This is a genomic window from Streptomyces sp. NPDC054866 (assembly GCF_053610745.1).
Genome location: NZ_JBSGZA010000003.1, coordinates 115,303 through 136,819, shown reverse-complemented (window position 1 = coordinate 136,819; position 21,517 = coordinate 115,303). Strand labels below are relative to the sequence as shown.

Annotated in this window: 18 protein-coding genes; 13 read left to right on the top strand and 5 right to left on the bottom strand. The window is 68.1% G+C overall.

The genetic code is table 11. The annotated features are described in order from the left end of the window. Positions 1 to 65: 65 nt before the first annotated feature. Entirely contained in the window at positions 66 to 902 is an 837-nt protein-coding gene (locus tag ACWGI2_RS15995) for a hypothetical protein (RefSeq protein ID WP_453695919.1), read from the bottom strand. Between ACWGI2_RS15995 and ACWGI2_RS15990 the strand changes: the two genes are divergently transcribed. Continuing rightward, positions 901 to 1,704 carry a S1 family peptidase gene (locus ACWGI2_RS15990; RefSeq protein WP_453695917.1) on the top strand — a complete coding sequence of 268 codons (804 nt, stop codon included), beginning with the start codon at positions 901 to 903 and terminating at the stop codon, positions 1,702 to 1,704. The two genes, ACWGI2_RS15995 and ACWGI2_RS15990, sit on opposite strands and share 2 nt — an antisense overlap. A gap of 171 nt (positions 1,705 to 1,875) precedes the next feature. On the opposite strand, the gene ACWGI2_RS15985 is transcribed toward ACWGI2_RS15990, so the two are convergent. The 4 genes from ACWGI2_RS15985 to ACWGI2_RS15970 all read right to left on the bottom strand — a co-directional run bounded on the left by ACWGI2_RS15985 (position 1,876) and on the right by ACWGI2_RS15970 (position 8,369). Further along, entirely contained in the window at positions 1,876 to 2,241 is a 366-nt protein-coding gene (locus ACWGI2_RS15985; RefSeq protein WP_453695916.1) for a hypothetical protein, read from the bottom strand. 46 nt (positions 2,242 to 2,287) lie between these two features. Beyond that, positions 2,288 to 6,874, bottom strand: a complete 4,587-nt coding sequence (locus ACWGI2_RS15980) for an RHS repeat-associated core domain-containing protein (RefSeq protein WP_453695915.1) — start codon at positions 6,872 to 6,874, stop codon at positions 2,288 to 2,290. Positions 6,875 to 6,989: 115 nt separating this feature from the next. Beyond that, positions 6,990 to 7,631, bottom strand: a complete 642-nt coding sequence (locus ACWGI2_RS15975; RefSeq protein WP_453397534.1) for a hypothetical protein — start codon at positions 7,629 to 7,631, stop codon at positions 6,990 to 6,992. 231 nt (positions 7,632 to 7,862) lie between these two features. Continuing rightward, positions 7,863 to 8,369: a hypothetical protein gene (locus ACWGI2_RS15970; protein WP_453695913.1), complete on the bottom strand. Its 507-nt coding sequence runs from the start codon at positions 8,367 to 8,369 to the stop codon at positions 7,863 to 7,865. 192 nt (positions 8,370 to 8,561) lie between these two features. On the opposite strand from ACWGI2_RS15970, the gene ACWGI2_RS15965 reads away from it, so the two are divergent. The 12 genes from ACWGI2_RS15965 to ACWGI2_RS15910 all read left to right on the top strand — a co-directional run bounded on the left by ACWGI2_RS15965 (position 8,562) and on the right by ACWGI2_RS15910 (position 21,392). Further along, complete coding sequence (locus ACWGI2_RS15965) at positions 8,562 to 9,242, top strand: hypothetical protein (protein ID WP_453695912.1); 681 nt, start codon at positions 8,562 to 8,564, stop codon at positions 9,240 to 9,242. Between the two features lie 98 nt (positions 9,243 to 9,340). Beyond that, positions 9,341 to 10,252: a hypothetical protein gene (locus ACWGI2_RS15960; protein WP_453695911.1), complete on the top strand. Its 912-nt coding sequence runs from the start codon at positions 9,341 to 9,343 to the stop codon at positions 10,250 to 10,252. Between the two features lie 372 nt (positions 10,253 to 10,624). After that, on the top strand, positions 10,625 to 10,954 hold the full coding sequence (locus ACWGI2_RS15955) for a hypothetical protein (protein WP_453695910.1): 330 nt from the start codon (positions 10,625 to 10,627) through the stop codon (positions 10,952 to 10,954). A gap of 1 nt (position 10,955) precedes the next feature. Next, complete coding sequence (locus tag ACWGI2_RS15950) at positions 10,956 to 12,224, top strand: enoyl-CoA hydratase/isomerase family protein (protein WP_453695909.1); 1,269 nt, start codon at positions 10,956 to 10,958, stop codon at positions 12,222 to 12,224. Between the two features lie 178 nt (positions 12,225 to 12,402). After that, positions 12,403 to 13,320 carry a hypothetical protein gene (locus tag ACWGI2_RS15945; RefSeq protein ID WP_453695907.1) on the top strand — a complete coding sequence of 306 codons (918 nt, stop codon included), beginning with the start codon at positions 12,403 to 12,405 and terminating at the stop codon, positions 13,318 to 13,320. 89 nt (positions 13,321 to 13,409) lie between these two features. Continuing rightward, the gene (locus tag ACWGI2_RS15940; protein ID WP_453695905.1) at positions 13,410 to 14,138 is read left to right on the top strand and encodes a hypothetical protein; all 729 of its coding nucleotides are present in this window, start codon (positions 13,410 to 13,412) and stop codon (positions 14,136 to 14,138) included. Between the two features lie 341 nt (positions 14,139 to 14,479). Further along, positions 14,480 to 16,849 carry a hypothetical protein gene (locus ACWGI2_RS15935; RefSeq protein WP_453695904.1) on the top strand — a complete coding sequence of 790 codons (2,370 nt, stop codon included), beginning with the start codon at positions 14,480 to 14,482 and terminating at the stop codon, positions 16,847 to 16,849. Continuing rightward, positions 16,839 to 18,161 carry a hypothetical protein gene (locus ACWGI2_RS15930; protein WP_453695902.1) on the top strand — a complete coding sequence of 441 codons (1,323 nt, stop codon included), beginning with the start codon at positions 16,839 to 16,841 and terminating at the stop codon, positions 18,159 to 18,161. The genes ACWGI2_RS15935 and ACWGI2_RS15930 overlap by 11 nt, the downstream gene beginning before the upstream one ends. A 201-nt stretch (positions 18,162 to 18,362) precedes the next feature. After that, on the top strand, positions 18,363 to 18,668 hold the full coding sequence (locus tag ACWGI2_RS15925; RefSeq protein ID WP_453695901.1) for a hypothetical protein: 306 nt from the start codon (positions 18,363 to 18,365) through the stop codon (positions 18,666 to 18,668). Continuing rightward, positions 18,665 to 19,942 carry a putative T7SS-secreted protein gene (locus ACWGI2_RS15920; RefSeq protein ID WP_453695900.1) on the top strand — a complete coding sequence of 426 codons (1,278 nt, stop codon included), beginning with the start codon at positions 18,665 to 18,667 and terminating at the stop codon, positions 19,940 to 19,942. Before ACWGI2_RS15925 ends, ACWGI2_RS15920 begins: the two co-directional genes overlap by 4 nt. Further along, entirely contained in the window at positions 19,939 to 20,742 is an 804-nt protein-coding gene (locus ACWGI2_RS15915; RefSeq protein ID WP_453695899.1) for a hypothetical protein, read from the top strand. The genes ACWGI2_RS15920 and ACWGI2_RS15915 overlap by 4 nt, the downstream gene beginning before the upstream one ends. Further along, entirely contained in the window at positions 20,739 to 21,392 is a 654-nt protein-coding gene (locus ACWGI2_RS15910) for a hypothetical protein (RefSeq protein WP_453695897.1), read from the top strand. The genes ACWGI2_RS15915 and ACWGI2_RS15910 overlap by 4 nt, the downstream gene beginning before the upstream one ends. The last annotated feature ends 125 nt before the right edge of the window (positions 21,393 to 21,517 follow it).

Sequence of the window (21,517 nt, the reverse complement as noted above, 5' to 3'; positions counted from 1 at the left end):
CGGACTTCGGCCATCTGTGGCTGGGGGTGTCACCGGGGCCGGGCCCGGGGCGGGGAAGCGGGCCGTCAGTTCCGCTTCAACTCGTCCTCGACGTAGACGAGAAAGCCCTTCAGGCCACCCGCGAGGATCTCCACATTCTCCGCACAGTGGTAGATGTCGCCCTCAACTCTCGCCGACGGCAGCTGATACACGGTCGCCCCATCCGTACGACTGAGCGCGAAGAGCGCACCGCCTCCATCGGAGCCGAAGACGACGACGGAGTCGTCGAGAGCACCCGCGAGCCGCGTGGGCAAGTCCCCGCGAAGCCCGACCGCAGTCTGCCGCACGGAATGCACGAAGATCCCGACACCCACGTCCGGCAGGCTGAGGTGGTCCATATGGCGATAGAGGAGCGCGAGTTCAGGGGAGACGGCCTCGACTTCGTCGTGTTCCGGACCGCCGAACTTTTCGGCTTGCTCGGCCTCCTCGACCTCCTCGACCTCCTCGGCAATGGCCGCCGAGTTGGAGTCGGGCGGATACCCGAAGCGAGCCTCGAACTCTTCGAGGTAGACGACGAGATGCTCCCGCACGCGGGAAATCCAGCCGTCAATCCACGCGCCGGTAAGGGCCGCCGACCCCAACCGTCTCGGCACAGGGGCCCCTCTCGACATCCCACCGCCCTCCAATGAACCCCCACGCACCCTCCCTCGTCTCACAGTCCGGCGCGGCGTACCGCACCGCATCTCACCGCACCGCGCGGCATCCCACCGCAGCAAGAAATCACTGCTCTGCTCGACACGGAAGAGAAATTCAACCCCCATGAGACTTTCCTTCTCCTCGCACGGACGACGTACCGCACGGACGACGTCACGTTCACGCAAGACCATGGCGGCAACCGGCGTAGCCACGGCGGCGATTGCCATGCTGGCCACCAGTGCCCCCGCCGCGCACGCGATCATCGGCGGCACCGAAGTCTCCAACGACGCCTACCCGTTCATGGCGGCCGTGATGGACAAGGGCTCCGGCAGCCCGCTGGACCGCCAGTTCTGCGGCGGCAGCCTGGTCACGGCCGACACGATCATGACGGCGGCACACTGCCTGGTGGACGACGCGGGCAAGCCCCTGAAGCCGAAGAAGCTCCAGGTGGCGGTGGGCCGCACGGTCCTCTCCAAGTCAGGCCAGGGCCAGATACGCAACGTGGCGAAGGGTGGCGTGGTGGTACACCCTCGCTACCTCAAGGGCCAGGAGGCGTACGACGTAGCGTTCATCCAGCTCAGCAAGCCGGTCCGCGGGATCTCCCCGATCGCCCTCCCCACCCAGGGCACGGACGCCCTGATCCGCCCGGGCCAGAAGGCCACGGTCGCGGGCTGGGGCAACACGGACACGGAACTCCCCAACACCCCGGACCGCCTGCGCGAGGTGAAGGTCCCGATCCTCTCGCACGCGGAGTGCAAGACGAGCTACGAGGAGTACGACTCAAAGGTCAACTTCTGCGCGGGGGTTGAGACGAAGGACTCCTGCCAGGGCGACAGCGGCGGCCCCATCTTCCGCAACGTCCCCGGCCGCAGGGCCCCGATCCAGATCGGCGTCGTCTCGTACGGCGACGGCTGCGGGGCGCAGGGCGCTCCGGGCGTGTACGCGTCCACAAGCTCGTCGAAGCTGTGGAAGACGCTGGATGAGTCGGCGGGTGGCAAGAAGGTGAAGAAGGCGATGAACCGCCGCTGACGCTGATCCTCAGTGAGCTCGGCCCGGCAGTAACGCCGGGCCGAGCTCACTGAATCGCCCCAAAGCCGACATCCGTACCCTCGACGACAGCAGCGGGCACGCTGCCCCCCCCCCAGCGCACGGACCCACGATTCCCCCCGGCGGCGCCAGCGAGGACGAGGGGGCGGCATTTCACTTCCCGTCGTTGCCGCGACCGCCCGGCTGGGCGCGGTGTGTCCACAGCACCTCACTCTCCTCGATCCCGCCGAAGCGATCCGTGCCGCCCCGCAGAGCGCTGACCCTCCTGCAGAGCACAAGGCCGATGCCCGCCGTGGTCTCCAGGGCCAGGGCCACGTGAGGTGCCGCATCCACTTGTGCGAGTTTCAGAAGAGCTTGGCGTTCGCCCTCGGTCGCCGGACGCAGCTCCGGCGCGGCATACCGGGTGCCGAGCTGCACAGCTGCGACACCCTCGAAGTGCAGGTCCAGGCACGTGACCTCGTCGGTGTCCGGGGCCGCCCGGAGCAGGAGTTGGGAGTGGCCCACCCCATAACGCCACATTCGGAAGGTACGGCTGGAGCGGAAGAGTGCGCCGGTCTCGGCGCTGTCAGGCGAAGGGGTTGGCAACTGTGTCTCCGTCTCGATACCAAGTGATGCGGTCCCACGCGTGGGGCGCGTCGCGGGCCTGGGACAGCTCCCAGTTGGTCAGCCCGTCGAAGTCGTTGGCGGGATTGACATTCTCTCCGGCTCGCGCCGAGGCCACCGGGTCGGTGATTCCGTCAAGGTTGAAGTGAATCCGCGCATTCGAGCCAGTTCCAAGATAGCCCTGGAGCTGCCTGTGCCAGGAAGTCCCGTCGGGCCACTCGTGGTATGTGAGCGCATTGCGCTCCATGCCGAATTCCGCGAGCGCCATCGGATTGTCGTCGGTGCTCTCGAGTCCCAGGGCAATGTCCGTTCCGCAGTCGCCCTCAAGGCCGAGCGGGTCGGACCAGGTATGAGGATTGTGGACATAGGACCGGTGATTCGGCGCGGGCGTCAGCCCGAGAGGGTCCGGGCTGACGTAGTGGCCGGTGTCCGGGTCGTAGTGGCGGTGCCGGTTGTAGTGAAGGCCCGATTCCGGGTCGTGGTACTGACCGGGAAATCTCAGCGGGGTGTACGCCGTGGCATCGGCATTCCAGGTCGTGCATCCCCAGAGGGTCGATCTCGTCTGCCAGGCAACCGCCCCTTCTTCGTCGACCATTTCGACAGGTGTGCCGACGAGATCGGTGACGATGGCGAAGAATCGGCTGTCGATCTCTTCATCCGTGAGGGCGTCGACACGTCGCTCCGTCTGGGCGACCGGGTGAAGCCCCCGGTGGTCCCAGGTGAGGACTACCGGGGACGGCAGCTCCGGTGCCTCAGTGCACTGTTCGGCGAGCGTATCGCCGTCCCACGTGAAGCTGGTCTCCTCCACGACGGTCGCGCGGTCCGGAGCGAGCCGCTGTTTCGCGATGCGCCGCCCGAACGGATCGTAGCGGTAGCGCCATAGAGTGCCGTCCGGTGTCGTGACCTCGGTGAGCCGGTCCTCCGCGTCCCACGCGTACCGCCAGATGTCCGGTTTCCTCGACAGCCGCACTCTGCGCTTGAGGATGATCCGCCCGTCGCGGTCGTACTCATAGCGGACTCGTCCCGCCCGTACCAGTGTCGCTCCGGCGTATTCGCGGGCCCCTTGCGCGTCGCCTCTCGCATGCCCCTCGGGCCACGCGGCGTGCGTTTGGTTGCCGGCCGCGTCGTAGGCGTAGCCCTCCGTCCATCCCTGGGCCGTGACCGCGGTGACGCGCCCCGCCGCGTCCACATCGAACCGCCGATGGCCGCCGGCCCGGTCGTCGACACCTGTCACGTAACCGTCGGCCCGGTAGCTGTAAGTCCGCTGCTGGACAACGGCGTTGTCCCCATCGGAAAGTGACTGTTCGACGAGCCGCCCGGAATCGTCCCAGCACTGCGCGAGAGACAGCGCCCCGCCGTCCAGGACACGGAGTGTCTCTCGCCCGGCGGCGTCGTGGGTGAAGTCGAACGTACGGCCGGCAGTCGTCATGGATGTGCGGCGCCCGGCTGAGTCGTAGCCGTAGCTGGTCTCGGCTCCGACAGGCGTGACCCGGTGAATGCGGCGCCCGACCTGGTCGTACGCGAATGACATCACCCCGCGGCCGACGGATTCCGTCAGCGTCCTGCCCATGGCGTCCCGCGTGAACTCCAAGGTGACCTCGGGGCTCTCGGCTCTCAGCAACCGGCCTACCGCATCGTGCTCGTAGGTGGTGCGCTGACCCGCGGCGTCCTTCGCCGCGATCCTCCCCAGCACGTCGCGCTCGTACGCAACCCGTTGGCCTGACGCGTTGACGCGCCCCACGAGAAGTCCGGCAGCGTCATGTTCGTATCCCACGCGGCGGCCGTCGAAATCCGTCTCCGCGGCCAATCGCCCAGCCTCGTCGTATTCATAGGTCCATGCGAGGCCTTGCGCTCCGACGACCTTGGTGAGCCGCAGCGCCGCGTCGTGCTCGAACTCATGGCGCGCGCCGTCCGGCCCCGTCCGGGCGGTGAGCAGGTCGAAATGCGTGTATTCGTAGCGGGTCTGGTGTCCCACCGCATTGGTGTGGAGGAGGCAGTTGCCTTCATCGTCGTACGCCCAGGACTCTTCCTCCCCAGATGGCCCGACTTTGCGGGAGGGGCGTCCGTCGACGGTCCACCACATCCTGGTGGTGGCGCCCTCGGCGTCCGTGAGTCGCGTGAGCCGCCCGAAGGCGTCGCGCCGGGACCGCACCGTCTGCCCCAAAGCGTCCCGCACGCTGACCGGCAAACCTGCCGCGTCGCATACGAATGCGATGCTATTGCCCTGCGGTTCCGTGATCGTCGTCAACCGGCCACCGTCGTCGTACGAGAACGTGGTGGTCGCGCCCGACGGGTCGATGACATACGTCCGGTTTCCGCGGGCGTCGAATCCCTGCTGAATCTCGGAGCCGTCCGCAAGGCGCAGCACCGTGAGCAGGCCGAGTTCGTTGTATTCCGCCTCGACCGTCCTGCCGTCCGGCCGGGTAATGCGAATAGGCCTGCCCGCTTCGTCATTGAGGAAGCACGTCGTACGCCCCAACGCGTCTACCCGGCGCAGCAGGTGGTGTCGCTCGTCGAACTCAAACCTGGTGGTGTTCCCCAGCGGATCTATTTCGGCGACAACTTGGCAGGCTGAGTTCACCACATGCCTGCTGGAGCGGCCGTCCGCCGTGGTCACGGTGGTGACACGCATGTCCGGGTAGTCCGGGTGCTGACCGTCGTAGTCGATCTCCAACTCGAAGTGACCGCCGGCGCCTCCCTCCGCGACGCACCTGTCTGCCGCGTCGTATGCGTAGCTGTAGCGGCTGTCATTGCGGTCGGTCCAAGCGGTGATGCGCGCGCGGCCGTCATACTCGTAACGCAGGGGTCGGTCTGAGGAGTTGTACACCTCCGTCAGATTTCCGTCCGTATATCCGTACCGCCGGATCGTCCGGTCCGAACCATCCTCACCCGCGTCCGCCAGCGCGAGTGCGGTGACCCGACTGTCCTCGACAGTCAGCTTCAACCGATACCCCGCCGAGTGCTGGATGGCCAGCGGAGTGCCGTGCTCGTCGTACTCGAAATCGACGGCGTGCCCGTTGCGGTCGTAGAACCGGGATATGACCGCTGTCCCACCGACCGGCGGCGCGAATCGGCGAATCAGCCCGGTGAGCGGATTGAGGACCTCATAACCGCCGCCCTCAAGACCGCGCAGCGGCCACGGCGCACCGGCCTCCGGCGTTACAGGCTCTCCCGTCGCTGCAGGGTGGGGGTATGAAAGGAGCTGCCCATCCTCTGCTACGAAGATGACGCCCTGCTCATCGACTTCCAGATGCTGATCGAGTGTGGAGGACCAGGACGGGCCGAACCACCACCCCGCGCGATATCCCGACTCCGCCCGGCGGTTGAAGCCGAGAGGGAGGAGCCCCGGCAGCAAGATGTCCGTCTTCGGCAGGAACATCTTCCCGGTGGCCAGGTCCACCGGGTCGGTGCCGCCCTTGCGGACCTTGTCCTTGAGTCGTCCGAAGGCGTCCTTGGAGTTCTCGAAGAGGTTCTTCGCCCCGCCCGCCGCGTCGTCCAGCATCCCGCGGGCCCGACCACCCAGGCCGCGCACTGCCGCCCCCATTCCTTTCATCCCACCCCTCACTGCGGCGAGACCACCTTTGAGCCCTTTGGCGAGGCCGCGGAGGCTGGTGAGGCCCTTCATGCCGGGTATGCAGTCCAGGGCGGCGAAGGCGACGTCGAGTAGGCCTGCTTCTCCGTTGGCGTATTTATGGAGGGTGTCGGCGAGGACGACGAGGGCGGCGATGAGGACGATGGCGCCCAGGATCGGGCCGCCGATGATCATGGCGATGACGCCGAGTACGGCGACGACGACCTTGCAGACCGCGACGATGGTGTCCCAGTTGTCGGTGACCCAGTCCCCGACCTCCTCCCACCACTTGCGGTTCTGAATGCCCGCGTCCGAGGCCTCTTCGAGCTTCTTCTTCGCCGTGCCCGCGGCTCCCTCGCGCATCTTGCGCGCGTCCTCGGCCATCTTCTTCGCCGCGTCGAGGTTGCTCTTGGCGGCGGAGACGTCGGACTTGGCGGTCGTCTGGGCCTTCTCGGCGGCGGTGGCGTTGCGGGTGGCGGCCTTGACCTTGTCCGGGTCGGGTTTCGGGACGTCCTTGCCGGCTTTGGAACCGCCGTCGTCGTCCTTGTACTTGTCGGCTTCCTTGCCCGCCTTGTCCACCCACGAGTCGGCCGATGACAACCGTGTCTGGGCGGAGGACAAGTCCCCGTGCGCCTCACGGCCCTTGACCAGGGCCTTGTCCGCCAGGGCCTGGGCGCGCTCCAGCTCCGGCCAGTACGTCGACAGGGCGTCGCCCGCCATCTCGTAGCTCTTCTTGAGCTTCTTCAGCTTGCCCGGCGCGTCCTCGAACTCCGACGTGAAGGACTCCGCCGTCTTGCCCGCCCAGGTGAGGATCGCGTCCTCGCCCGCCATCCCCTTGATGTCACGGAGCACCTTCGACACGTCGTCGGCGAAATCGTGCAAGTTCTTCGCCAGGTTCCGCACCCGGTCCGGATCTCCCGGCGTCGGGTCCTTGTCCAAGTCCAGGACATGCCAATCCGCCGGACGATTCCCCGCCATCCCACAACCCCCGTCGCTTCCGCCCCACCAACACCCGTACGCACATGCGAAGTTACTGGCTGCGTGCCGAGCAGGGGAAGGCGGCAGGGCCGCAGGGTGTTAGTGCTTGGCCCGCCTATTCCGCGAAGCGGAAGGTGGACGTCACCGCGTCGAAGATGTCGAAGAAGGACTCCGCGAGGTCCAGGACCTGGCTGCTGCCCGCCACCAGCGCGACCTTGCCCTCCTGGCCCGGGACCGGAATGAACGTCTGCATCAGCACGACGCGCATCGTGCGGTCGTCGCCGGGGACCGAGACGTCCTCGATGCCGTACGTGCGGGCCGCCATCCCGACTCCCGGGATCTCGACCGTCTTCACCTTGCGGTACGTGTCGCCCTCGCGCTTGGCCTCCCGTACACCGAGCTGGGCCACGATCGCTGCGGGGTCGGTCGGCATCACGTCGCCGCTCGACGTGCGGGCGCCGACCAGGGAGACCGTGACCGAGCCGGTGATCGGCACGTCGCCGCCGAAGCTCTCCGCCATGCAGCCGCAGTAGAGGGCGCCGGACTGCCAGGCCTCCTTGGACGCCTTGCGCAGGAAGCCCTCGAAGGTGTTGCGGTGCGGCTCCAGCTCGGGGCGTTCGCGTATGCGGTCGTTGATCATCTGGCGGATGCTGGCGTCGCGTGACTCCGGGCGGACGTCGAACTCCCACCAGGTCTCCGGCACCTTGATGCTGAATCCGCCGCGGGCGATGGTCTGCGCTTCGGTGTAGCGGGCCATGCTGTTGTCCCCGTCCCCTTTTGTTGACTCTGGCATGCCAGCGTACGAGGCGGTACTTCAGCCCTGTACTCGGACGTGCCCCAGCGCCTCGCCTTCCACGCGGTGACACCGCCCGCTGCAGAAAAGTCCCACCGGTGGCCCTTCTTTGCGGTACGCCAGTGGGACTTTCCTGCATCGAGGCCACCACCGCCGCCGCCGAGCCTCTCTCCCTCATGAGGGAGCCCAGGCGGCTTAACCTGGGGCTTCTTCCCATGTCGCCGCCAGGTCCGCGCAGTGCACCGTGATCGTCGCGTCCGTCAGCTCTATCTCATGAGTGATGCCGACGCCGCCACCCGCCTCAACGCCTCCCTCGCCCCCACCCTCGTACGGCAGGACCTCGTCCAGCAGCACGGTGATCGACTCCATCCAGTCGATCGACCTCGCATAGTCGATGGAGAAGCGCGTGACGCCCGCGTACTCGATACGTAGGCCTGTGGCGTGTTTCCACTTGTTTGGGCTGAATACGAGTGATGCCGTACTCGGGTCACTTGCTGTACTTGTGGGCAGGGAGATGCCCGTGAGCTCCAAGTCCTTTACGCAGCGGTCGCTCGCGAAGGCGTAGTGCTCGGCGTCGGACGCAAAGGCCCACGCCCCGGCGGGCAGTGCCCCTCTGAGCGTCGGCAGTGCTGCCACGTATTCCTGTGCGTCGACCCGGAAGCCGTGGTGTTCCGCGTCCCAGGCGACCTTCACATACTTCATCTACGGAGCTTTCCATTCCGGTATTCGTGACGGTCGGGCCATTCGTCCCCGCTGCGACCGAACTGGGGGCTTTGGGCGGTCATTCACCTCACGAGACATTCACTACTCGGCTAAGTGAACCCTGGCGAAGGCATTGACCACTTCAGTACCTTCAGATGGCTTGGAGAACTGTCGCCCCACCGGGAGTCCTACGTGAACCGCAGTCGCACCCTGCCCGTCGCCGCCGTCTCGATGGCGGCTGCCGCTGCCCTGCTGCTGAGTGGATGCGGGGGTGGGGGCGACAAGGACTCGGGCAAGGACAAGATCGCGGGGGCGGATGAGGGCGGGAAGAAGAGTGCGTCACCCGCCGGCAAGAAGAGTGACGCGCCCAGGATCGACCGGCCCAAGATGAAGCTCCCGTCCGACGTCGACATCGTCTTCGACGAGGCCAACCTCTCGGACCCTGCCCAAGCAGCGGCAGCGACCGATGCCGAGAATTTCGTGCTGTCCATCAGGCACGGAATCGTGAAGCAGGACGCGGAAGACGCGGCGTACAAGTTCTACTCGGAATACCAAGGGCCTGCCTTCAAGTATGCGAAGGACCAGATCAAGAAGAACGTTGACGCTGGATACACGGTCACGGGCGAACAACGCTTCAGCGGCACGAAGGTTGAAGTGGTGAAGAACAAGAAGTCGGCTGTCGTCTCCTTCTGCAGCGACGCCACCAAGTACTTCAGCAAGGAAGTCAAGACGGAGAAAGTGCACCGCACCAAGCCGAGCGTCACGGATTTCGCCTCCTGGGAGATCCTCATGACCGCCTCCGACAGCAACAAGGGCCTGTGGAGGGCCAAGCAGGCTCAGGTGCGGGACGGGGCTGAGGAGTGCAGGCGATGACAGTGCGGAAGCCACTCGTTCTACTGACTGCCGGCATATCGCTGGTACTTGCTGGCGGAGGGCCGGCAGTCGCAGGAACGGAGTTCGGCGATGGGAACGTGTCGGGCAAGAAGGACGGTGACACCGTCGCCGCCGTAGCCAAGATCTCCTACACCTCCTCCGGCAACAGCAAAGACGGCGGCCCCATAGCCTCCGTCGATACGGACTGGACGCCGCCCGCCTGCTGGTACGCGCCGGAGTGGAAGGCCACCGAGTTCCAGGAGTACCGCGAGCGCCTCTACTTCGGCGCCCGGCACGACCCCGACGCGCCGCGTGACGTTCTCGGTGACATGTCCGACCAGAACCAGGCGTACGCCAAGGACGGCTACAACATCGACAAGGAGAAGGACGGCATGTGGTGGGGGGCCCAGCAGAATCCCAACGCCTCCATGGCCGACCAGTTCGCTTGCGACAAGGAGCCGTTCTGGGTCGAGAACGGTGAGACTCCCGACGTCCCACAGGCCATCGACCCGGAGACCCTCGCAGGTCTCGCGTACGAGCAGATCAAGGTCCCCGGCACGAAGGTCTCCCTCGCCCCCGACGGCCCCTCCAAGGTCAATCTCCCCACCTGGGCCTGGCTGGACAAGGGTGAGTTCCAGCCCGTGTCCGTGACCGCCTCGCTCGACGCTCCCGGCCTGCACATCGAGGCGACGACGACTGCCAAGCCTGTCGCGCTCAGCATCAAGCCGGGAACCGATGACGCCGTGCGTATCCCCGCGTCCGGCAAGTGCGAGATGAACGACGACGATTCAATCGGTGAGCCTTACGCCAAGGGCAAGTCGAAACAGACGCCCCCTTGTGGCGTCACCTACCAGCGCTCGTCGGGCAACGGCACCTTCAACCTCCAGGCCACCGCCACCTGGGAGATCACCTGGACAGGCACGAACAGTCCGGGCGGCGAGCTCCCCGACGGCGAGTACGGGAACGACCAGCCGATCACCGTCGAGGAGATCCAGTCCATCAACCGCTGATCAGGCGCCGCCAGTTGTCGCTCCGGAGCGCAGCCACGCCCCCGTGAACGGCAAGCAGGCCCTCCAGTTCGATCTCGCGCGAGGTACCGCGCCGGGGTCCTGCGGAGGGCCTGTTTTCGTGCGGAGGAGGCCGCCCCGGACACCGGGAAAGTAAATGGAAGCAAAGCGGTAGGCAAAGGGAAGGCAAGGCGACCCAGGCCCTGGTCAGGCCCGTGTTCACCGAGTCTGCACATACTTCCTACCCGTCCCGAACTCCACATTGGTTCGCCCTGGCGAATCAATGCGTCCCCCAGCTATCGTCTGCCCCGGCGCCCTACCCGTGCGCCTGTCAGCCGACGACGAGATGACCGCCGAGGGGAACACGCAGCGGACATGAGCGACCTACGCCTCGACGACACGATCTTCGAAGACCTGCGGAAGACCTTCTCCACGGTCAGTGACCGCATGGATGCCGCGCGGCGAGCCCTGCGGAACACCGACGGCTCGGCCGTCGGGGCGGGCAAGCTCGTCGAGGACGTGCACGAGTTCGCCGACGAGTGGGGCTACGGCGTCAAGCAGCTCGGCAAGCACACCCACGGCGCCGTCAAGATGATCGACAAGATCGGCGAGAAGTTCAGCGAGCTTGACCAGGACCTTGCCGAGTCGCTCAAGTCGGCGAAGTCGGACTCCAAGAAGGCGGACTCCAAGAAGAAGGGCCACTGACGTGGCGCGCCGTCCCGCCTTCCCGCACATCGGCTGGGACCCCACCCCCGGGGACGTGACCGACACCCGCGAGCTCGCGAAGAAGCTGGGCGGACTCGCGACGGAACTCGGCAACGCCGTGCGGGACTTGGAGCGGATCGAGTGCGGGGCCTGGAAGGGTAAGACCGCGCTCGCCTTCACCGAGTACATAGGCCAGGACGTCACCCCGCTCGTGCGAAAGAGCCACGAGTCCTTCGACAAAGCCTCCCGGGCGCTGCACAAGTGGGCCGGTGAGCTCCAGGACTTCCAGGACGAGGCGGACCGCCTTGAGAAGTCGGCCGGGCGGAAGCTTGAGGCCCGGGAGGAGGCGAAGCCCGACAGTAAGGAATCCGCCAAGGCGTCGGGGGACGTCGACGGGGTCATTCAGCAGGTTCACGACCTGGAGGATCGCTACTCCCGCGCCGCCGGTGCCATCAGCAAAGAGCTCGACAAGGCGGGTGACATCGCCCCGGACGAGCCCGGCTTCTGGGACAAGCTCACCAAGGGGGTCGCCGACGCGTGGGACGCCACGGGCCAGTGGCTCAAGGACCACGCCGACATGATCAAGCTGATCGGCGACCTGCTGAGTGACCTGACCGCGGTTCTGGGCCTGCTGGCCATCATCACGCTGCCGTTCCCGCCGCTCGCAGCGATCTTCGGTACGGCCGCGCTCATCGCGAGCGGGCTCGCGCTCGTGGCACACGGGGTCGCCAAGGGGGCGGGTGCTGACGTGAGTTGGATGTCCATCGGGATGGACGCGGTGGGGTTGATGCCGGGGATCGGCGCCTTCAGCAAGGGCATCAAGGTGGCCGGGAAGACCACGAAGCTGGCCAGGGCCGCCGGGCTCGCCAAGGCCGGCAATCTCGGCAAGGGGTTCCAGGCGACCAACATCGGCAAAGCGCGCATGCTGATCTCCACCGGCGAGCAGGCCGGCTTCGTCAAGGGCGGCCTCAAGCTACTGCCCGGCAAAGTGGTGCTCGGCGGCATGGCGGACAACGTGTACGAGGTCTCCCATGCCACCAGCGGCCTTGCTTCGCGCATGGGCGGCATCGCCAACCAGGGCTACCACGCAGGTCAGTGGCTCGGTTCCAAGGGCGCCAACCTCATCCCTGGGGTGAACATCAACCCCCTGGGTGCCGGTATAGCCATGGACGCGGGACTCAAGATCTTCCCCAAGATCGAGAGCATCCATCAGCACGTGGGAGAAGCCCTCTTCCCTGGTGACCAGTTCGAGAAGTCGGCGACGGGCTGATGAGCGCGGTGGACGCCCTGCATGGGCTGATGAGCGCGGTGGACGCCCTGCGTGGGCTGATGAGCGCGATGGACTCCCCGCGTGGGCTGATGAGCGCAGGTGGATGAGCGTCCGGCACGAAATATGAGGATGCAGGACAAAGGGCCTAGGGGCACCACGTAGGAGGATTCTTTCCGGTATGGACACTTGGCAGCCCGAACCGGGCGAAACGCTCCTCACCCGTGCGTACGTCACCTTCGCCACCGGCAAGGCCACGCGCGTCCGGGGCATGCGCTGGTTCCGCGACACCGAGCGTCGTGACATCCAGAGCGAGCTTTCCGGCTGGCCCGAAGGCCCTGTCTACGCGGCCCATTCGACTGGTGGCACCGTCGCACGGAAGGTGGGGAAGGGTGGCCTGATCGCGCTGGGCGGCGCCATCATGGCCGTACTCAGCTCAGCGGGGGGAAACGTCAGCGGCGGCTCGGGGCCGGCATCAGGCTCCGACACCCCGGACGACCCCGCCGACGAGGTCGAGGACTTCCCCGTCATGTGGGCCGCTCCCGGTTCCCTCGCCCGCACCCTGCCATGGCAGCTGGATCCGGCCCGCTCCCCCGAAAAGCACTACCGCACGCACGCGATCGTCACCGATCGCCGACTGGTCGTCGTGGGCTTCCCGTACTCCAAGAAGAACGACAGCCTCATCGACGACGAAGTGCTCTGGGAGGTCCCCCGCTCGCGGATCAGCCGGGTGGAGCCGAAGCCCTTCAAGGGCAGTACCGACGTCAAGGTCGTCTTCGACGACGACTCCTGGTGCCGGCTGCACGCGATCACGCCGCCGAAGTTCGCCCGGTACCTGCGCCGTCCTCTCGCCCTGGTCCCGCTCGACGACCTCACACCCGCGCAGCGGACCGCGGTCGAGAACTTCGTCGCGGAGGGCCCGGCCTCGTCGGACCACGGGAGTCCTGTGGTCAGTCGCCACCCCTGCGGCCACTTCCATGTCGGGTTCCTGAGGTCGTACGAAGTCGACTCGTTCTTCGGCCTCTCCGAGAACGACATGCTCATGGACGCCGACGGCGCAGAGGTGGATCCCAAGGACTACCACCCGGACGACTTCTAGACCCCTCCGGCCGCTGGAGCGGGTTCCGGCGCCCAGCGGCTTCCTGAGCTCGACGCCGCATCTGCTTCTGACCAGGACGGTCCCCCACTATGACAACCTCCGCCGACTCCACGAGCGCGATCCCGCCCCTGCACGCCACCGAGGAGCCCCCGCCCCTCTGGTTCAACGTCCCCGACGGCTTCTTCGCCCTCCCTCTCGCCGCCACTCCCGAGGAACGCGCCGAACGGTCCCAGGAATTCGTACGCGGCCTCTACTCCCGCGGCGACGAAAGCATCTGGGAGCCGGCCGCCCCCTACTACGAGGCCGTCGCCGAGATGATGGCGGACACCGGTGTCTCGTACTCGGCGATGGGGCTCTTCTCCACGGCGGATGCGGACGACGAGACGGAAGTCCCCGAGGACGGCGGTGGAGTCGAGGCGCGTTACGAGGGTGCCGACGGCGTCGCCCAGTGCGCTTTCACCGTGGCCGCCGTGCCGACGGAACAGGCCACGCAGGACACCGACATCGCCGCCCAGGGCATTCTGGCGGCCCTCTCCCGAGAGCCGCACAACGACGCCCGCTGGCTCGACCTGCCATGCGGCCCGGCGGTCTCCTGCATCACGCTGACCAAGTACAAGCTGAGCCCGCAAGTGACCGCGACCGGCGAGCCGATGGACCTGCTCACCGGGCAGATACAGGTCCATGTCCCTTTCCCCACAGGCCCGTTCACCGCGGTATTCACGCTCCATACCGCGTCCACGGACTACTGGACCGAGTTCTGCGACATCATGGCGGCCATCCTCCAGACGGTGAGTTTCACGGAACCGGTTCACGGCTGAGCTGCCGGGAACAGCGCATCCGCCCACGTTCTCCGTGCTGCGCAGCGGCATCGTCCTGGTGGAGTCGCGTGTCGTCGCCCGTCTCCTTCGCCGCCGCACACTTGGCCGCCGGTACGCCCCTCGTCACACGGCGCCCCGACGGCGATTTCACCATCACCATCCGGGCCTCGGACGACGTCAGCCCATCCGATGGGCTCCGCGAAGGCTTGCGGGACATGGCCATGGGGCCGGATGGTGCGGAAATCAAGGTCCCAGCATGGCCGGTCCCTTCGCCCCGCTCCGTAGCAGCACCCTCACTCACCCCATGGAAACGCCTCCGTCGCGACAGTAAAGTGCGGCCAATGATGTACGGGGTGGAACGAGCGGCGGCAGATGACGGTGCCGACGGCGAGAAGGCTTCTGCCGGGCAGCCTGCCGCGGAGGTGGGCGGCGCGCGCGTGGTCCGGGGCGGTCGGCGTTGGCAGCGGCGACAGCGACGGCTCGGTTCGCTCGCCGCGTCATGTGGGCTGTGCGTCCCATTGCTGTTCGGGGCTGGTGCGGGTGCGGCGACGGCTGTCGCGATGCCGGTCAGCACCGTGCAGGTCAGCGCCGCGTTGCTCAGCGCGGCCTCAGCAGCCCCTGCCGACGCGGCCTCCGCAGGACCTGCCGCCCCTCACATCGCCCTCCGTACCGCCCCTCGCACCGACGAACCCGCCCTCACTCAAGCCGCCGCCCTCGCCGCCCTCCTCCGCGACGACCCCGTCCACGTCACCGACCAACTCCCCCGCGAAATCCCCCGATCCGCCGCCCCCGACTTCGCGAAGCTCGCCAAGCGCACCGGCGTGCCCACCTACGTCCTCGTACTGCCCGATCAGGGCAGCAACGCCGACCGGCTGCTCGCGGCCGTGCACGATCGGCTCGGGCGGGACGGGTTGTACGTCCTCGTCGACGAGATGGGCGTCGCCGACGCCGCCGCCTTCGGTGTGCGGGCGCCCGCCGATGACGCGTCGACCGTGGCTCTCTATGAACTGCCGTACGATGCCGGGCCCTTGCTGAGCTTCGAGCGGTTCACCGACGTCATCGCGCAGGGCAGCAAGAAGGCCGCCGAGCGCGCGGAGGCCGCCCGCAAGAAGTACGGCGGCGACACCGGTGAAGAAGTCGACAAGATGCACATCGACCCCGCCGACCGCGACAACCAGTCCTTCGTCACGGGCATCGCGCTCACCGGCGTACCGCTGCTGATCCTCGCCCTCAGTCCGTACATACGGCGCTACGTACGCCAATCGCGTCGGCGGCAGCAGCACTCTGCCGTCGGCGGTGGCGCCGGCACCGGCACCGGCACCGGCACCGGCGCCAGCAGTGAGCAAGCCAGCGCCTACCGACAGCACTTCACCCCCTTCCGCGTCGAAGCCGGCACAGCCCTCCTCACCGCCGGGGCCATCGCCCTCACCGCGTTCCTCGTCTTCCACCAGGACACGGCCGGCTCCTCACCGCAGCCCACCGCTTCGGACCTGTCGAGCCGCGTCGAGCGGGTCGCCGCCGGACTGAAGCAGGACGGCCCCATCTACAGCGATCCCGAGAGCCCGCATCTGCTCGACTCCAAGCAGCGGGCCGAACTCCGGGACCGGATCGCCGAGTTCGACCGCGGGCCCGTGCACGTCGTCCTGGCACCGCAGCTCAGTGAGGACGAGTCCGGGGGCGAGTCCGAGATCTTCGTGGAAGCCGTGCGGCAGAAGATGGGGGCGAAGGGTGACCACGGCGTGTACGTCGTCGCGGATCCTCTCGGCGGGTCCATCGACGTCGTCACCTACGACGTACGCATCGACGCGAATCTCGTCGCCTTCGACATCCCCGACTCCATCCGTTACGGCGATGACGACGACCGTTCCACCGATCACCGGATCGGCGAGCGGCTCGACGACCTGATGACATTTCTGGACAAGGCGCCGCGTATCCCCCACCCGGAGACCTCCTCCCTCGGCATGGACGACGCCCCGGAGCCCGTCGAGGAGGACACGCTCTCGCCGCTCTTCTCCGGTGACTTCTGGCCGGGTCTCCTCGTCGGCGCGTTCGCCGCGGTGCTGCTCTTCGGGGTCGTCGCCGCGGTGCTCGGGCTGCTGCGGCTCGCGGTGCCGGGGCTCAGGCGGGCGCCGGTCAGCACCGTTTCGCCCGAGGGAGTCCTCACCTTCACGGCACCGCCGGATCCCTCCCTCGGCTACTTGCGCCAGGCGGCTCGTGACGAACTGGACGCGCTGGCGCGCGAGTTCGACCCGGACGCCGCGCTCCGGTCCTCCGTCCGGACCCGCGTCTGGGACTGCCTCGACACCGCGACGCTCCTCGCCGACCGCGACCCCGACGGCCACGTCGACCGCGACACCACGCCCGCCGACCTCGCCGCCGCGATCGTCCTCGCGCGGGTCGGCCGGAGCGCGCTCGTCGGTGCGGACAAGCCCTGCTGTGCGCTCAATCCGCTGCACGGCCCGGCCTCGGGGTGGCGCGACGCGCAGTACGCGCCGGACGATCAGCGGCTGCGCACCATCCCTGTGTGCGCGGAGTGCCGTGTCCTGGTCGGCGTGCAGCCGCGCCTCGCCTACACGCTCCGGCTCACACTGCCGGGGGCGAGCCGCTCGGGGCGTGTGCCGTACGAGGAGGCGCCGGGCCCGTTGCCCGCCATAGTCAACGGAGTTCCTCAACTCATCCGCGAGGTACGGGAGTACGCCGGTGTTCAGTGACCTGAAGCATCTCGCCGTGCTGGCGGTCGTATCCCTCGCCACCCTGCTCGTGGCTGTCGCGCCCGCTGCGGCCCAGGCACCGGCCTCCCCCAGCCCCGGCCAGAAAGTCGCCGACGCCCTGCGCAAGTCACCCGTGTACGTCGATGCCGCGTACGCCGACTCCGTTCCACCGGCCCGCCAGAAACAGCTCGTCCGGCAGATCGAGAAGACCGGCCTGCCGATCAAGGTGGCCCTGGTGCCGCTGGTCCAGGGCGATGCGTACGACGGCGAGTCCGATGCCTTCGCCGAGGTCGTACGCGACCGCCTCGCGCAGCGCGAGCTCATCCTCGTCACGGGTGGCGACAAATGGACCGGCGATCTGCACGGCTTCGAGTGGCCGGAGGAGAAGCAGCAGGCCGGCGACGCGGTGAGCACCGTCGGTTTCCTGGACGAGATGAAGGACGCGGGGCTCGCCGAGCAGACGGGCAAGGCGATCGAGCTGATCGCGCGGGGCGATGGGACGAAGGCGTACGAGGAGGCGACGGCCGATCTTGGTGACGGCAGCGACAGCGGGAGCCTGCCCCGCCCGGAGGCGGCGGAGAAGGAGGGCGGCTCCTCCTGGCTGCTGCCGGCCATCGTCGCGGTGGCGGTGGCCACCGCCGCTCTCTTCCTCTTCGTAGGCGTACGTCGGCGGGGGCGCCGTCGGCCCGGCCCGCACCGGTATCCGAGCGCGACCGGCTCGCCCTTCGCCTTCCCACAGGCGGTGTTCGCGGCGGCGCGTACGGCGGACGAGGAGGCGCTGCGGCGCCAGACCGAGGCGGAGGTCCTCACGCTGGGCGAGGCGGTCCGCTCGGCGGACACGTCAACCGCCGGTCTGCAACGCGCACTTGACGCCTACGCCGCTGCGGGCACGGTTCTCGACTCGGCGCGCGGACTGCCTGACCTGGCGGGCGTGCTGGCCCTGGTGGCGGAGGGCCGGGACGCGCTGGAGGGCGGGGCCTCTCCCCTCCCGCTCTGCTTCTTCAACCCCCTGCACGGCCGCGCCGACCTCCGCATCCGCTGGCGTCCGCTGGGCCGGCGAGATCAGCTGCACGTCGCGGCATGCGAGGAATGCGGGGCGGCGGTCCGCACCCGCCGAGCGCCGGAGGTGCTCACCGATGACTTCGAAGGGCGCAGGGTGCCGTACTTCGAGGTCCCGGCGGCACAGAGCCTGTGGGCGGCCACGGGGTACGGGTCGCTGCTCCGGGACGCGGAGGGCGAGGGCGATGGGCTTGCGGACGATGGGCTTGCGGTGCGGGTGGGGCGGGGGGAGTTTTCTCGGGGGTGGGGGTAGGCCGGGCGGCGGCCTGGAGACCGGGGGTCCGGGAGCCGCAGGGCCCGGGAGATCCGGAGCCCGGGAGCGCGGCGGCCGAGGCTGCCTGCGGACCCCGCGCATCAATGGATGCATCAACGAGGCGTAAACGAGACGTCAGACCACCATCAATGCCGCGTCGATCACGCCCCCAGCCCCCGCCCCTCATAGTCCACTTGCCCCATGAGTGACCTCTACATCGACTACGCCATGCTGGAGCGGACCCAGCGCGACATCGGCAACATCTCCGACGTCATGAAGAAGCCGTGCCGCGAGATGGAAGAGGTCGACGGCACCTCGATGGGGGTCACGAAGCTCGCCAGGCGCATGGACGACTTCGGCGACGAATGGTCGTACGGGATCAAGGAGTTGGCGAAGTTCTCCAAGTCCGCGTCGAAGGCTCTCGGGAAGATCAAGAAGAGCTTCGAGGACCTGGACGACCAGATCGAGACCGAGCTCCGCAAGAAGCCTGAGGCCAAGACCCCGTGAGCGGCACCCCACAGCCGCCCCCGTCCTGGCTGCGCCCCGACCCCGCCGCCGACGCCCGCTTCCCGGCGCTCGGCTTCTGCCCCTGCCCCGGCGACCTCCGGACCGCGGCCGACGTCTCCGGCATCGTGCGCCGTACCGCCGACGCCCTGTGCGACATAGCCCACGTACTGAATGGAACGGGCCGTGGCGACTGGAAGGGGAAGGCGGCTCAGGCGTTCCGCGAGCAGTTCCACGACAGCTTCCGGCCCAAGGTCGACGACGCCCACGACTCCTTCAGCCAGGCCGCCCGCTCCCTGGAGGACTGGGCGACGTACATGAAGGAGAAGCAGGAGTACGCCGAGCAGCTGGAGGCCGAGGCCCAGCGCGCCAAGGAGCGTGCGGGCGCCGCCCAGAAGGCGGTCGACGGCCTGCCGCCCAAGCCGGGCCCGCTGGACATCGCGAAGGACAAATCCCATGAGGACAGGGCGAAACGGGAGCGCCAGGAAGCCGACCGCAGCGAGAAGGAGAAGGCCGCGCACACGGCCAACGCCGACCTGGAGGAGATCCGGGGCCGCGCCGAGCGTCTGCGGCAGAGCTACGCGGACGAGGGCGAGGCCGTCGCCGGGCGCCTGAAGCACGCGATGGACATGGCGCCGAACGAGCCCGGGTTCTGGGACAAGGTCGGCAAGGCCATCGGCGACTTCGCCGACGCGATCGACAAACTCGACGACATGATCCTCGACGGGATCAAGGACTTCCTCAAGGAGTACTCCTGGGCCTTCGCGTTCATCGGGAACGTGGCGGGCTTCCTGAGCTCGGTCATCGGCCTCCTCTCCCTCGCCTTCCCGGCACTCGCGGGACTGAGCCTGGCCCTCGCGGGGGTCGGGCTCCTCGCCCACTACCTCCAGGCGGTGGGCGAGACCGGCAGCTTCAGCAAGGCACTGACCTCACCGACGGTCCTGGTCGACGCGGCGGGACTGGCCTTCGGCGGGGGCGCGTTCGTGGCGGCGAAGGGCCTTGGGCGACTGGCGGGAGCGTCATCGGGCGGCCTCTTCCGGAGCGTCCTCACCCAGCCGGGACGCGTGCTCGGCGGGACCGAACTCGGTCTCAAGAGCGTGCAGTTCGCCGGCAACTGGGGCGTGAACTCGGTGGGCCTGGGGCCGGGTGGCGCGGCGCAGATCGGCATCGACGTAGGCAAGAAGATCGTCCCTGGGGACCAGACGAAGGGCTCCGGCAAGGACGTCTGGCCGGACGCGCTCGACCCCTGGGCGCTCAAGAAGGCGGCGAACAAGTGACGACGACACCTGGCGGTACGACGCCCCGCACACCGATGCCGGGCACTCCGACGCCGGGCACTCCGATGCCGGGCACTCCGATGCCAGGCGGCCTCGCCGCTGACCTGTATGAACTCCGTACCCCCATCGGCGAGGCCGGCCTCTTCGTACCCACGGACTGGTTCGACCTGCTCACCGACGGGCGGGACGAGGAGCGGGCCGCGATCCGCATCAAGGAGCTGGTGACGCTGGCCTACGCGCACCGGCCCCCTGACGTCCAGTCCTCCATCACCGACACCTTCCACGCGGCCCGCCGCCTCTTCCTCGACGACGGCATGATCAGCTGCGGCCTGATCACACTGGAGACGACCGACGAGGACGACGCGGTCACCTGGCAGATCTGCGCGGGCGTCATCGAGGTGAGCCCGCTGGACCCCGACATCAGCGCGGGCGAGGTGCTTGCCCGCCACTTCGGCGAGCAGCTGGAGGGCAAGCAGGTCTACGTCGAGTCCTTCCCCACGGCCATGGGCACGGGCTTCGGGCTGGTCTCGCAACCGGGCATCCACGCGTCCGGCGGGGTCGACACGTTCCCGGAGCTGCCCGCGGACGGCGGCGCACCGGTCAGCAGCCGATACGCCGCGCAGCTGGGCATGGCGGCGGCGCTCTCCTGCCCGGTGGGCGGCGGCTCGGGCCTATTGGTCGTGGGCACCTGCTTCAACCCGGAGCAGGTGGTGTCGCTGGCGAGCCTGGTGGCACTGATCTGCGGGAAGTCGACGGTGCGGCGGTACGAGGAGGATGCGGGGAAGGTGACCACTCCATGAGGCCCATGGACTCCAAGGCCGACCAGTTCAACTCCGGCCCGCACGACGGGGGTTACCGCAGAGGGCTGGATACCCGCCGGCCCCCTGCCTGGCTGGCACGCCTGCTGCGCGGTACTCCTCCGGCCCGGTTCCACACCACCGTCGCCGTCATCTCCTTGGCCGTGGGCGCCATGATCTCCACGGTCATCAGCCGCTGGCTCGTCCTCCCGGGCCTCGCCTGCGCTCTGCTCCTGCTCTGGTTCATCGCCGCAGTCACCAACCAGCGGCTGTGGCCCATGGCGTGCTTCATCCTCTCCACCGCCGCACTCGTACTCCTCGGCCTGTTCCTCGTCCAGGACAAGATCCTCGACGACCGGGGCAGCACGGTGGCGGGAGTGGTCGTCGACACCTCACAGCAGGGCGACAGAACCACCTGCCGGGTACGTTTCGCCGACGGGCGCGTAGCGGAGGGCCCCATGGGCGGCTGCCGGGGCACGGGGGTCGGCGAGCACATCCGCCTGTACGTGGACCCCGAGGGCGAGACCGGCCCCAGCAACACAGCCCCCGACGTCGCCCTCTGGCTCACCCTGGCGGCAGCGGCGAACGTCGCGTTCACGGCGTCCGTGACCTGGGCGGGAGCGATCGGCATGAGCCGCGAACGCAACCACTAGCAGAGAGGGTGGCGGATAACTCCGCCCCACCGAACAACAGGTGCCCCTGCTCCCCCCGCGTCACGACACGATGACAGTCCGTCGAGAGAGACCGTCTCGCCCCACTATCGACCCTGGCGGCACCA